The 13,150-nt window shown below is 64.7% G+C and carries 10 protein-coding genes; 7 read left to right on the top strand and 3 right to left on the bottom strand.

The genetic code is table 11. The features are described from left to right. The 3 genes from EN893_RS04075 to EN893_RS04085 all read right to left on the bottom strand — a co-directional run. A partial coding sequence (locus tag EN893_RS04075) for an FAD-dependent oxidoreductase (RefSeq protein WP_164900711.1) occupies positions 1 to 1,907 on the bottom strand: 1,907 nt, incomplete at its 3' end. A 151-nt stretch (positions 1,908 to 2,058) separates the two neighbouring features. Then, a complete protein-coding gene (locus EN893_RS04080) occupies positions 2,059 to 3,714 on the bottom strand; it encodes an ABC transporter substrate-binding protein (protein ID WP_127269656.1) in 1,656 nt (551 codons plus the stop codon). Between the two features lie 196 nt (positions 3,715 to 3,910). Continuing rightward, the gene (locus tag EN893_RS04085; protein WP_127267563.1) at positions 3,911 to 4,798 is read right to left on the bottom strand and encodes a LysR substrate-binding domain-containing protein; all 888 of its coding nucleotides are present in this window, start codon (positions 4,796 to 4,798) and stop codon (positions 3,911 to 3,913) included. Between the two features lie 216 nt (positions 4,799 to 5,014). Here EN893_RS04085 and EN893_RS04090 point away from each other — a divergent pair, with 216 nt between their 5' ends. From EN893_RS04090 to EN893_RS04120, 7 genes are all read left to right on the top strand, one after another. Continuing rightward, positions 5,015 to 6,385 (top strand): MmgE/PrpD family protein, encoded by a 1,371-nt coding sequence (locus tag EN893_RS04090; RefSeq protein ID WP_245465158.1) that lies wholly within the window; start codon positions 5,015 to 5,017, stop codon positions 6,383 to 6,385. Between the two features lie 6 nt (positions 6,386 to 6,391). Next, positions 6,392 to 7,633, top strand: coding sequence for an FAD-dependent oxidoreductase (locus EN893_RS04095; protein WP_127267565.1), 1,242 nt, complete (start codon positions 6,392 to 6,394; stop codon positions 7,631 to 7,633). Between the two features lie 19 nt (positions 7,634 to 7,652). Continuing rightward, positions 7,653 to 7,919, top strand: coding sequence for a sarcosine oxidase subunit delta (locus EN893_RS04100; protein ID WP_127267566.1), 267 nt, complete (start codon positions 7,653 to 7,655; stop codon positions 7,917 to 7,919). Then, on the top strand, positions 7,916 to 10,774 hold the full coding sequence (locus EN893_RS04105) for a 2Fe-2S iron-sulfur cluster-binding protein (RefSeq protein WP_128361411.1): 2,859 nt from the start codon (positions 7,916 to 7,918) through the stop codon (positions 10,772 to 10,774). Before EN893_RS04100 ends, EN893_RS04105 begins: the two co-directional genes overlap by 4 nt. A 27-nt stretch (positions 10,775 to 10,801) precedes the next feature. After that, entirely contained in the window at positions 10,802 to 11,365 is a 564-nt protein-coding gene (locus EN893_RS04110) for a hypothetical protein (protein WP_164750909.1), read from the top strand. Continuing rightward, positions 11,362 to 12,270 (top strand): dihydrodipicolinate synthase family protein, encoded by a 909-nt coding sequence (locus EN893_RS04115; RefSeq protein WP_127267569.1) that lies wholly within the window; start codon positions 11,362 to 11,364, stop codon positions 12,268 to 12,270. The genes EN893_RS04110 and EN893_RS04115 overlap by 4 nt, the downstream gene beginning before the upstream one ends. An 8-nt stretch (positions 12,271 to 12,278) precedes the next feature. After that, a partial coding sequence (locus EN893_RS04120; protein ID WP_164900712.1) for a D-2-hydroxyacid dehydrogenase occupies positions 12,279 to 13,150 on the top strand: 872 nt, incomplete at its 3' end.

Consider the following 13,150-nt stretch of genomic DNA (forward strand, 5'->3'; position numbering starts at 1 on the left):
TCACAATGCAGTTCCCAGCCAAGGTCGCCGGTGAAGGACACTCTGAGCGCCACCACATCGATGCCGGCGACGGTGGTCCGGCGCGACTGCATGAAGGGGAACGCCTCGTTCGACAGATCCTCATTGGTCAGGCGCTGCAGCAGGTCGCGCGAACTCGGTCCCGCTACGTTGAAGCCGCAGAGGTCCTCGGTGCGCGAGCGGAACGTCGTGCCCTCGGGCAAGGGGACGGCCTTGAAGAACCGTAGATGGAAGCGCTCGGCCATGCCGGAGCCGATGACCATGAATTCGTCGTCCGCGAGCCTGGTCACGGTGAAGTCGCCGGCGATGCCGCCGCGTTTGCCGATCAGCGGCGTGAGGCAGGAGCGGCCGATCTTTGTCGGCATGCGGTTGGCGAACAGCGCATTGAGCCAGGCCTCGGCACCAGCGCCCTTGACCTCGTATTTGGCGAAATTGGAGATGTCGATGATGCCGGCGCGTTCGCGCAGCATGCGCGCCTCGCGGCCCACCGGTCCCCACCAGTTCTGGCGCGTGAAGCCGATCGTCTCCTCGCGCGGCTCGCCCTCGGCGGCGTACCACAGCGGGTGCTCCCAACCGAAATTGAGACCGAAAACAGCGTTCATTCCCTTTTGCATGTCGTAGGCAGGCCGGGTCCGCACCGGCCGCCCGGCGGCGCGTTCCTCGTTGGGGAAGTGGATCTTGAAGCGATGGCTGTACTGATCCTGGACGCGGGCCTTGGTGAAGGCCTTGCCGGCCCAGTGGCCGAAGCGCGCCATGTCCCAGGCGAACATGTCGAGCGAAGGTTCACCCTCGATCATCCACTCGGCCGCCAGCTTCCCCATGCCGCCCGACTGCGAGAAGCCGGGAATTATGCCGTTGCAACAGAAATAGTTGCTCAGTTCGGGCACCGGTCCGAACAGCACGGCACTGTCCGGCGACCAGATCATCGGTCCGTTGATCACCTTTTTGACGCCGGCGGTGCCGACGGCCGGGACGCGCGCGATCGCGCGCAGCATGTTCTCTTCGATACGGTCGAGATCGTCGGGAAACAGTTCATGGCCGAAATCCAGCGGCGTGCCGTCCTCAGCCCAGAACTTCATCTTGCGCTCATAGGCGCCGATGAGCAGCCCCAGGCCTTCCTGGCGCAGATAGTACTCGCCATCGCGATCGGCGACCGAAGGCAGCCGGCGGCCCATGGCCGCAATTTCCGGGATGGTCTCGGTGACGAAATACTGGTGCTCGGTCGGGATCAAAGGCAGTTGCAGGCCAGCCATCGCGGCGACCTCCCTGCCCCACAGGCCGGCGGCGTTTACCACCCATTGTGTGTGGATGTCGCCCTTCGGCGTGCGCACGATCCAGCTGCCGTCGGGTTGCGCCTCGGTGGCGGTGACCGGCTTGAAGCGATGGATCTCGGCACCGCGCTGACGCGCGCCGGCGGCGTAGGCGGCGGTGACGCCGGACGGGTCGACATTGCCGCCTTCCGGCTCGTACATGATGCAGCGTATGCCGTCGAAGTCGACCAGCGGATGCAGCCGCTCCGCCTCGTCGCGCGCGACTTCGTAGAAATTCATCTTGTAGCGCCGCGCCTTGGCTTCCTGGAGCCTCAGCTGATGCTCGCGCGCCTCGGTCTGGGCCAGATAGAGCGAGCCCGGCTGAAAGATGCCGCAGCCCTGGCCGGTCTCGGCTTCCAGTTCCTTGTAGAGCGCCATGGTGTAGTGCTGGAGGCGGCTGATGTTGGTGGAATCATGCAGGCCGTGGATGTTGGCCGCCGCGTGCCAGGTGGAGCCGGAGGTCAGTTCGCTGCGCTCCAGAAGGACGACATCCGTCCAGCCGAACTTGGCAAGATGATAGAGGATCGAGCAGCCAATCAGACCACCGCCGATGACGACGGCTTGTGCATGAGTACGCATGTTTCTTCCCTTGGTTCGGCGACTTTTCTTCTTTGCGCTTTCGAGAAGCGCCTTGGAGATCTGTTTGGCTGGCTGGTCAATCAGAGTCGCCCAGTGACCCCCCAGGGGCGCAACATGCGCCCCTGGCTTTTTTTGCCGTGACCGGCCCGGCCTAGGCCTTGTCGAGCCAGACCTTATCCAGCTGCAGTTCGAATGTCTGATGCATGCCGAGGTTCTTCACATAGGTCGCATGGTGCCGGTAAAGCGAGCGCCAGAACGCCTGGACGAGGATGCCGGAGTCCTGCAGGATGAATTCGACGTCCTTCATCAGTTCCTTGCGCTTGTCGACATCCGCCATGGCGAGCGCCGCGTTGAGCTTCTTGTCGAATTCCGGGTTGGCGTAGCCGGACTCGTTCCAGGCCTCGCCGCTGCGATAGGCGATCGCCAGCACCTGGACGCCGAGCGGCCGCATGCCCCAATCGGTGGTCGACCACGGATATTTCGTCCAGTCGTTCCAGAACGACGAACCTGGAATGATGGTTCGCTTGACCTTGAAGCCGGCCTCGCGCATCTGCGCGGCGACGACGTCGGCGGGGTCCTTCACATAGTCCGCATCGTAGGAGATCAGCTCGAACTCGTGATCCGTCTGGCCGGCCTCGGCCATCAGCGCCTTGGCCTTGGCGAGATCGCGTGGAACTTTCGGCAAAGCGTAATATTCCGGATGGATCGGGCAGACATGGTGGTTTTCGGCGACCTGTCCAAGGCCGCTATAGCCGAGCTTCAGCACCGTCTCATTGTCGACCACGAGCTGGATGGCGTTGCGCACCCGCTTGTCGTCATAAGGTTTGTTGGTCACATTGGTGCGCAGCACGATGGTTCCGGCCGTGACGACCGGCTCCTTGACCAGGCCCATGCTGTCATAGAGGTCGACCGTGCCGCCCACCGTCTGGTAGTTGCAATCGATCTCACCGGCCTCGAAGGCGCTGGCGATGGCGGGGTTGGACGCGTCCGATCCGTAGTCGGTCCAGTCGACGCCATCGAGATAGGGGTCGCCCCCAAACCAGGTGAAGTCCTTGCGTCGCCGCACCGCGGCCGATTCGCCGACCTTGTATGAGATCAGCTCATAGGGGCCGGTGCCGGGCGTCTTGAGCATGTCGCCGCCGTCCTTGTCGAAGTCGCGATGGACGATGATCGCCGGATAATCGGCAAAGCCCGGAATGATCGTGACGTCGGACTGTTGGCATTTCAGCTTCACCGTGTGGTCGTCGACCTTGGTGATGGCGCCGGCTGCCGCTTTCTTGGTGGCGGGATCGATGAGGGAGTTCATGCGCCCGGCCATCGAATTGCCTTCGGCCGCCTTGTCGCACCAGCGCTCGATGTTGTGGACGATGTCGTCGGCGTTGAAGTCGTCGCCATTCGACCACTTCACGCCCTTGCGCAGATGCAGCGTATATTCGACAGCGTCGTCGCTCACCTCCCAGCTTTCGACCAGGTGGCCCTCGAAGGTGAAGTCGGTGGTGTAGCGGATCATGTAGTCGTTGCACTGGCGCATGACATTGGCGATCTCGGACCAGTCCCAGGAGCGCGGATCCTTCATTTCCTTGATGATCATCTGCATCTTCAGGATGCCGCCCTTCTTGCCCGGCTCCAGTGCGGCGGCCTGCGCAGGCGACGAGCCGATCATTGAATAGGCGAACGCCGTGGAAGCGCCCATCGCGCTCGCCATGGCAAGAAACTCGCGGCGATCCATGCCGCCCTTCCTGACTTCGTCTGCGTAGCTTTCGATGACGGCCGGGACGCGGTCACCGTTGCTCTTGAAAATCGTCATTGTGATTCTCCGGTTTGGGCTTTCCGCCCGTTACATTCCCCTTGCGTGGAAGATGTTAGAGGCGATGCAAAAATCCCGGAAGGGCTTGAGCCCCGGCAAACGGCCGAAAACCAGCCAATAAGACCTAAAAAAACGAAGCCATTGGCGTGTCAATTTTTGAGTTGGAGAATTCACAAGGGGGTAGGACGAACAGCGCTTAAGCGCCATCCTCCTGCGCCCGCAGCAGAATCCATTCCCGCACCGTGCGCGCGATGGTCCCCTTCGAAAGCTGGTTTTCGGTGAGGTAGTAGTTCCACGGACTGGCCGGCCGGACCGGGAACGGTTCGACAAGCAGTCCCCGCCGCAGATACGCGTGGGCAAGCGAGCGCTGGGTCGCGACGAGCCCTGCCCCCATGGCGGCCAGCTCAAGCGCGATGTTGGAAGCGTTGGTCGTCAGGCCCTTGTCGTGATCGTCCATGTCGACGCCCAGTGCCGACGTGACGACCTGCCAATATTCCTGGCGGCCATGCACGAAGATCCAATCGACCTTGAGTATATCCCGAGGCAGCTTCAGGGCGCCCTCGCCATCCAGCAGCGTCGGCGCGCACAGCAGAACCAGCTCGTCGTTCCACAATGGAAGGCCCGCGGGCGGACGGTCGTCGAAACGCCGCGTCGAAATGGTGATGTCGGCGATCTGCTCGCTGAGGTCCTCCCAGATCGTGCCATGCAGCACGATCTCGATTTCGGGATGTTTCTTGCGAAAGGCGGCCATGCAGCCCGCCAGCCAGTTCTCCGCCAGGCTCATCGGGCAGGAGACGACCACCGTGCGGTTGCGCGACGAAGTCACGATCGCCTCCGTCGCCTGGTCGATCTGATCGAGCGCCTGCCGCAAGGTGGGAAGGAAGGCCTCGCCCATTTCGGTGAGCTTGAGACTGCGCGGATAGCGGATGAACAATTGCCGGCCGATATAATGTTCAAGCGCGCGGACATGCGTGCTGACCGCTGCCTGCGTGTATCCGAGCTCCTTGGCGGCCAGGGTGAAGGAGAGGTGCCGGGCCGAACTCTCGAATGACCTGATATAGTTCAACGGGGGTGGTGGCTTCATCTGCGGCTCCTGCTTCGTGCAGTGAGAGGTAAACCATGGAAGCGCCGGCGTTCAATCGCAGGCAAGCGACAAGACATAGATATTTTTGGCCAAAGCCGCCGAACTAATTGCGTGAAAGCGCGATGGACCCAAATTAATGATGTCGTGACGCAGAGGGGAGTGATGCCAGTGGCTGTGCCGTCGCACCGGCGTGAAGGGCTTGACGCGAGTACCAGCGTGGCGGTTCGCCTGGCCGATTTCGTGTTGCGGCGGCCGGCGGCCGTATTCCCTCTCCCTGTCCTGGAACAGGCGCGATATCTCCTGCTCGACACGCTCGGAATAGCCATTGCGGCTAGCCCGATGGAAGCCGGCCGGATCGCCCGCGACACCGCCGCCCTTCTCTACGGCTCCGCCGATCCTCCGCATTCGGCGCGCATGCTTTTCGACGGCCGCCGCGCCAGCATCGCCGGGGCCGCTTATGCGGCCGCAACGCAGATCGACAATCTCGATGGCCATGACGGTTACAGCCCGACCAAGGGCCATATCGGCGTCGCCGTCGTTCCGGCGCTGGCAGCGCTGGCGGAGGCGCTCCCCGACCTCAGCGGGCCGGAAGCGCTGGCATCGCTTGTCGTCGGCTACGAAGTCGCCGGCCGGGCCGGCATCGCGCTGCATGCGACGGTGTCGGACTACCACACGTCAGGCGCATGGAATGCCGTGGGCGTGGCCGCGCTCGCGGCAAGATTGCGGCGGCTCGGCGAAAAGCAATTCCGGGAGGCGCTAGGCATTGCCGAATATCATGGCCCGCGCAGCCAGATGATGCGCGAGATCGCTACGCCGACGATGCTGCACGACGGCTCGGGTATCGGCGCGCTGACCGGCCTGTCCGCTGCCGTGCTGGCCGAGCGCGGCTTCACCGGCGCGCCGGCGATCACGGTCGAGGCGCCCGAAATCGCCGCTCATTGGCAGGATCTCGGCGCCTTCTGGCAGGTGCTGCATCAATATGTGAAGCCCTACCCGATCTGCCGCTGGGCGCATGCGGCCATCGACGCAACGCGTGGCCTCGTCCTGGCGCATAACCTGACCCCGTCGGAGATCAGCCATGTCGAGGTCAACAGCTTCCACTACGCCGTGACACTGTTCGACGGGGTGCCGGACACGACCTCGAAGGCGCAATACAGCCTGCGCTTCGCCGTCGCGACCTTCATCATGCATGGCCGCATCGGTCTGGAGCACATTTCCGGCAACGGGCTTGAGGATGCCGCCGTCGCCGAACTGCTGAGCCGCATCACGGTCCGGGAATCGGAGCGCCACAGCGTCCGCTTCCCCTCGGGGCGCTGGGCCGACGTGGCGATCACGACCACGGACGGGCGCGTGCTTGCTTCCGGCGACGTCCACGCGCGCGGCGGACCCGAGGCGCCGCTGACACTGGCTGAGATCGAGGCCAAGTATATGGAGTTCGCGACGCCGGTGCTCGGACAGGGCCGTGCCAGCGCGATCCGCGACGCGGTCCTTTCGCTTGCCGATCAGGACAGCCGCTTCTCCGATCTTTCGGTATTGCTCTACGATCCGCCCCTCGTCAGCATGACCCTCCAACGGCCAGCGTGGTAGCCTGAAATGCCGCTCAGGCTTCTGAAATACGGTCTCAGCAGGGACTATCCGGTCAGCGGCGACATTCCGGCAACACCGGACCTCAAGCCATCCTACGATGTGGTGATTGTCGGCGGCGGCGGGCATGGATTGGCGTGCGCGCATCATCTTTCGAAATATCACGGCATAAGCAGCGTCGCGGTGATCGAGAAGGGCTACCTCGCGGGCGGCAACACGGCGCGCAACACGACCACGATCCGCTCGAACTACATCACACCGGAAGGCATCGCCTTCTACAAGGAAGCGGTCGAGCTGTTCGAGGGCCTGTCGCAGGAACTCGACTTCAACGTCATGTTCTCGCAGCGCGGCCAGCTGACGCTGGCGCACACGGAAGCGACCCTGCGCAGCTTTCATGCGCGCGCCGAGATGGGCAAGCATCTGGGCACGCGCACCGAAGTCGTCGACCAGAAAGCGGTCGAAGAGCTCGCACCGTCCCTCAACATGGACTATGGCGGCACGCTTGAGATCCTTGGCGGGCTCTGGCATGCCGATGGCGGAACCGCGCGGCATGATGCGGTTGCCTGGGGCTATGCCGCGCAGGCGTCGCGGCGCGGCGTCGAGATACACCAGCGGACCGAAGTGGAAGGTTTCGAGGTCGTCGGCGACCGGGTCCAGGCCGTCAAGACCAACCGCGGCCGCATTGCCTGCGGCCAGGTGCTGATCGCGACCGGCGGGATGAATTACGACGTGGCGCTGATGGCCGGCGTCGAACTTCCCATCCGCTGCTATCCGCTGCAGGCGATGGTGACGCAGCCGCTGAAGCCCTGGCTGGATACGCTGGTTTCCTCCGTCTCGCTGCACACCTACCTGGTGCAGTCCTCGCGCGGCGAGGTCGTCATCGGCGGCGGCTCCGATCCCTACCAGCTCTACTCGACGCGCTCGACGCTCGACATGAAGGAACACCTCGCCGAGGGCGCCGTGCATCTCTTCCCGTTCCTGCAGGGCGTGCGGCTGCTGAGGCAATGGGCCGGGATTACCGACATGACGCCCGACTACAGCCCGATCATGGGTGCCAGTCCACTCGAAAATCTTTGGCTCGATTGCGGTTGGGGGACGTGGGGGTTCAAGGCAACACCGGTCGCCGGCAAACGCATGGCGGAGACGATCGCCAGGGGCCGCGTGCCCGACATATTGAAGCCGTTCGCGCTGGAACGTTTCGAGACGTTCCGGCTGCTCAACGAAATGGGCGCTACGGCGGCCAGTCACTGACCATGAAACGCCGCTGACCATGAAGATCCTGACCTGCCCGATGAACGGCCAGCGCAATATAGACGAGTTCCAGTCGTTCGGGCCCGTCCGCGCCGAGCTGGATCCGGACCGGGCCGCCGATGCCGACTGGTCGCGACACCTGTTCCGCGCCGAAAATCGCAAGGGCGTCGTGGTCGAGTGGTGGCGGCACGTGCCCAGCAATTACTTCTTCCTGGCCGAGCGCGACCTCGTCACCAACGAGATCATCCGCACCTTCGATGCTTCCGAACACCGAGCTCAACCATGAACCGGCTGGCTGAGCCCTGGGGCAGCAGGATCGACCGAAGCCGCCCCATCCGCTTCACATTCGAAGGCAAGAACTTCGAGGGCTATGCCGGTGACAGCATCGCCAGCGCGCTCGCTGCCTCCGGACAATGGGTGCTGTCGCGGTCCTTCAAATATCATCGGCCGCGCGGCATCCTTTCGATGACCGGGGCGGATGCCAACACGCTGGTGCAACTGCCGTTCGAGCCGAACGTCGCCGCAGACCGCACGCCGATCAGCGAGGGGTTGCGGATCAGCGCGCAGAACGTCAACGGCACGCTCGAGCGCGACCGCGACGCGATCATCGACAGGCTGGGACGGTTTATGCCGGTCGGCTTCTACTACCGCACCTTCATGGGGCCGCGCCGCGACAGCTGGCAGAAATTCTGGGAGCCGATGATCCGCCGCAAGGCCGGACTGGGCGTGGTCGACACCACCGCTCCGCGCCGGCATTTCGACAAGACGCACCTGCACTGCGACATTCTCGTGGTCGGCGCCGGTCCGGCAGGACTGAACGCCGCCATCGCTGCCGCCGAGGCGGGCGCGGATGTCGTGCTCTGCGACGAGAACCCGGAGATCGGCGGGTCGCTGACCTATGGCCGGCATGATCCGGCCATGCTTGCCGACCTGTCCTCCCGGCTGCGGGCCCTGCCAAATCTGCGCCTGCTGACCGGGACCGTCTGCAACGGATGGTACGAGGACAACTGGCTGCCGCTGATCCAGGGCGACCGGCTCTATCGCACCCGCGCCCGCGCCGTGATCCTGGCCACCGGCTCGATCGAACAGCCCGCCATCTTCCGCAACAACGACCTGCCGGGAATCATGTTCGGCGGCGCTGTGCAGCGGCTGATCCGCCATTACGGCGTGCGCCCCGGACAAAAGGCCGTGGTGCTGGCCACCGGCGACGAAGGCTATTGTGTCGCGCTCGATCTGGTCGAAGCCGGCGTCTCGGTGATGCAAGTCGTTGATCCGAGATCCAGCGGCGAGACGGGCGCCTTCGAAGCCGAATTGCACGGCAAGGGCGTGGCCATCCGGAAGGCCGCGGCGATCGAAGCCGCCGAGGGGACAGCGGGAAATCGTCACCTTGCGCGGGTTCGCATCGGCGGGCACTGGATCGAGTGCGACCTGCTGGCTGGCTCGGCTGGCAAGGTGCCTGCCTGGCAGCTGCCTTGCCAGGCCGGCGCCAAGGTCGGCTACGACGCCACCACCGGATCAATGACGCTCAGCCTGCCGAAAGCACCGGTCCACCTTGCCGGCTCTGTCGCTGGAGACAGCGATCTGCAGGACGCGATTGCCGGCGGGCATCGCGCGGCCGTGGCCGCACGTTTGGGGCTCGGCCACGCTGTTGCAGAGGACAAAATATTCACCAGGCCGATGGCCACCAGCCCGGTCCATGTGCTGCCGATCGTCGCCGATCGGAAGGGCCGCGACTTCGTCGATTTCGACGAAGATCTGCAGGTCAAGGATCTGCAAAACGCGGTCAAGGAGGGTTATCGCGAGATCGAGCTGGTCAAACGCTTCAGCACCGTCGGCATGGGCCCGAGCCAGGGTCGCCATTCCGCGCTCGCAACAGCCAGGATCGTTGCCGAGGCGACCAACCGCGCGGTCGCCGAAGTCGGCATCACCACTGCCCGCCCGCCGGTCGGACCGGAGACGCTTGGCGTGCTTGCCGGCGACCACGAACCCCTTGAGCGGCGCACCGCACTGCATGCCAGGCACCTGGCGCTCAACGCCGTGATGAAGCCGGTGGGCGCATGGTGGCGGCCGTATTTCTATGGCGATGCCGGCGCGGCCGAAAAGACGATCCGCGACGAGATCATGGCGGTGCGGCAAGGGGTCGGCCTGCTCGACGTCTCGACGCTCGGCAAGCTGGAGCTGCGCGGGCCGGATGCTGGCGAGTTCCTCGACCGCCTCTACACAATGGCGCATGCCAACCAGCCTGTCGGGCGTGTGCGCTATTGCCTGATGCTCAACGAGATGGGCTCGGTGGTCGACGATGGCGTCGCTTACCGGATGGCGGACGACCGGTTCTATGTGACCGCCACCACGGGTGCGGTGGCGCGCGTCTATGCCGACATGCTGTTCTGGAACGCGCAATGGCGCTTGCGAGTCGATGTCCTCAACCTCACCGGCGCGTTCTGCGGCCTGAACGTCACCGGACCGAAAGCGAGGGCCGTGCTTCAGGCGCTGGACAGCGACATCGATTTCGACCGCGAGGCTTTCCCCTATCTCAGCGGTCGCGAAGGCGTTGTCGCCGGCGTGCCGGTGCGCGTCATGCGGATTGGTTTCACCGGCGAGCTGAGCTACGAACTGCATTGTCCATCCAGCCTCGCGCCCGCCCTTTGGGACGCGGTGATGACTGCCGGCGAACCTTACGGCTTGAAGCCTTACGGTCTCGAAGCCTCGCGCGTCCTTCGCCTGGAGAAGGGGCACATTCTGATCGGCCAGGACACCGACGCGATCACGACGCCTGACGAGCTCGGCTTTGGCTGGGCGGTCTCGAATAAGAAGCCTTTCTTTATCGGCAAACGGTCGATTGAGATGCGCGCAAGGCTGGGACAGTCACGCAAGCTCGTGGGCCTGCGATTTCCGGCCGATGCCAAAGATATACCCGGCGACAGCTGCCTCGTGCTGCGCGGAAATGATCCTGTCGGTCAGATCACCTCAATCGGGTTCTCGCCGACACTCGGCTGTAGCATCGCGCTGGCCTTTGTCCATGTTGACGACTCCACGGAAGGCAGCCTGGTGACGGTGAAGTGCCGGAACGGCAATCTGGTCGACGCGCCCGTGGTTGCTCACGCCTTCTTCGATCCCGCCAATGCACGGCAGGAGATGTAGATGGCGCCAAGCGCGGTTTTCCCCTTCATGGCCGGCGGCGCGGCGCACGGCACCAAGCTGCCCATCGGCGCGGTAACGCTGAGCGACCTGACGGCCACTCCGCGCTTTGGCCTGAAAGGCGGCGGCGGCGCCGCCTGGCTCACGGCGCACGGCATCGCGCTGCCTGCAGTCAATCGCATCGGCGCGCATCACGGCATGCGGATCCTGCGCCTCGGCAACGAGGACATCCTGCTGCTGGCCGAAGGTGCGGCCGAGGCGCTGGCCGAACTCAAAGCCGCCTGGGCGAACGATGCCGGGGCGAAAGCCTATTCATCCTGGCGCGAGGAAGGCTGGGCGTGGATGCGCCTCTCTGGCCCGCACGCGCCGCAAGCGATGGAACGGCTATGCGCGCTTGATCTCCGGGCCGACCAATTCGGTGTCGAAGACATAACGCAAACACGCGTCGGTCACGTCGAGGCGGTCACGTTCCGCTCGCAAGCGGGTTTTGATGTAATGTTCGACGTCACAGCGTCGGCCTACTTCGCCAGGACGACAGCGGCAGCGGCCACGCAGTGCATAGAGTTGCCGACCGATACGGAAGGACACACATGACCCGCCCGCAAGGAACCATCGCACCGATCCTGACGCCGTTCGAAAACGATGGCCGCATCGCGCGCGATCTCTGGATCTCGCATGCCAAATGGGTGCTGGGCCAAGGCGCGCATTTCCTGTCGCCGTTCGGCACCACCGGCGAGGCGCTGTCGCTGTCCTTGCACGAGCGCATGCAGGCGCTGGAGTGGCTGATCGAGGCCGGCATTTCGCCGAGCCGGCTGATGCCCGGCACCGGCGTCACCGCGCTGCCCGAAACCGTCGAGCTGTCGGCGCATGCGGTCGGGCTGGGCTGCGCCGGGGTGATGGTCCTGCCGTCGTTCTTCTACACCGCTGCCGGCGACAACGGCCAGGCCCGCTACTACACCGAACTGATCGCGCGGGTGGCGAACCCGGCAATGAAGATGATCCTATACCACATCCCGCAGAATTCCGGCGTGCCGGTGAGCCCCGCCTTGACCGCACGGCTGAGCGAGGCGTTTCCCGACACCGTCGTGGCTTACAAGGACAGCGCCGGTGACTGGAACAACACGGCGGCAGTGATTGCTGCGGCGCCCGCGGTCGCGGTCTTCCCGAGCTCGGAAGCACAGCTGACCAAGGGGCTCGCCAATGGTGCCGCGGGCTGCATCTCGGCGACCGTCAACCTCAATGCCGCGGCCATCCGGGCCCTCTACGATCGAGCGATCGCCGGCGAGGACGTTGCCGAGGCGGATGCGGCGGTCAAGGCGTTCCGCAAGATCATCCAGGATGCCGGCCTCATCCCGGCAATGAAGGCCGTGCTGGCGGTGCGCTCCGGTGACCAGCGCTGGCTGACCCTGCGCGCGCCGCACGAGAACGCGACACTCGAAAGTGGTGAAAAACTGCTTGCCGCGCTCGGTCCTTCGGCCGACCACATTGGCCCGAGCTGAGCGGCCCCATGTCGGCTGATCCATCCGTCATCCTGCACACCGACCGGCCAGCCGCTGCGCTGGCCGTGCTCGAGGAGACGCATCCGGATCTGACCGTCCATTGTTGCGACAGCTATGCCGCCCTGCCCGAGCTGATCGGGCGCGTGGCAGCGGAAGTGGTTTATTCCGTTCGCTTCGACGGCACCCCTCGCTATCCGCGCCAGGCGCTTGTCGAAAGCCCGAGCGTGAAATGGGTCTCCGTCGGCGGCTCCGGCACCGATCATCTCGGCAGTTGGGACCCCGAGCGGCTCACTGTGACGAATGCGGCGGGCGTCGCCGCCGGCATGCTGGCGGAATATGCGCTCGGCGCCATGCTGTCCTTCTCGCTTGACCTGCGCGGCTTCGAGCGCCGCCGGCAGGCGCGGCAATGGGGCGGTGGCCGCGTCGAGCCGATCGAAGGCAAGACGGTCTTGATCATCGGCCTTGGCAAGACGGGCACAGCCGTCGCCAGTCGCGCACAGGCAATGGGCATCCGCACGCTCGGCATCCGCGCGCGCCCAAAAGCCATGGACGGCCTCGACGAGGTGCATGGACCGGACGCGCTGCCGACCCTGCTTGGACGCGCCGACTTCATCGTATGCTGCGTTCCGCTGCTGTCCAGCACGCGCGGTCTTCTCGGTGCGGCGGCCTTCGCCGCAATGAAGCCTTCCTCCGTGCTGATCGACATATCGCGCGGCGGCGTCGTCGACGAGGCAGCCCTGCTCGCTGCGCTCGATAACAAGCGGATCAAGGGCGCCGCGCTTGATGTCTTCGCGACCGAGCCGCTGCCGGCGGGCCATCCGCTATGGGGTTACGAGAGCGTTGCCATCACTCCGCATTTCGCGGCCGTCTACGACGCTTG

Source organism: Mesorhizobium sp. M7A.F.Ca.CA.004.04.2.1, from assembly GCF_004022825.1.
Lineage (GTDB): Bacteria > Pseudomonadota > Alphaproteobacteria > Rhizobiales > Rhizobiaceae > Mesorhizobium.

What these genes read in the sequence shown, in the direction of transcription:
- EN893_RS04105 (WP_128361411.1), top strand. Translation starts at nt 7,916, where the DNA reads ATGAACCGGCTGGCTGAGCCCTGGGGCAGCAGGATCGACCGAAGCCGC.
- EN893_RS04085 (WP_127267563.1), bottom strand. Translation starts at nt 4,798, where the DNA reads ATGAAGCCACCACCCCCGTTGAACTATATCAGGTCATTCGAGAGTTCG.
- EN893_RS04110 (WP_164750909.1), top strand. Translation starts at nt 10,802, where the DNA reads ATGGCCGGCGGCGCGGCGCACGGCACCAAGCTGCCCATCGGCGCGGTA.
- EN893_RS04080 (WP_127269656.1), bottom strand. Translation starts at nt 3,714, where the DNA reads ATGACGATTTTCAAGAGCAACGGTGACCGCGTCCCGGCCGTCATCGAA.
- EN893_RS04095 (WP_127267565.1), top strand. Translation starts at nt 6,392, where the DNA reads ATGCCGCTCAGGCTTCTGAAATACGGTCTCAGCAGGGACTATCCGGTC.
- EN893_RS04100 (WP_127267566.1), top strand. Translation starts at nt 7,653, where the DNA reads ATGAAGATCCTGACCTGCCCGATGAACGGCCAGCGCAATATAGACGAG.
- EN893_RS04115 (WP_127267569.1), top strand. Translation starts at nt 11,362, where the DNA reads ATGACCCGCCCGCAAGGAACCATCGCACCGATCCTGACGCCGTTCGAA.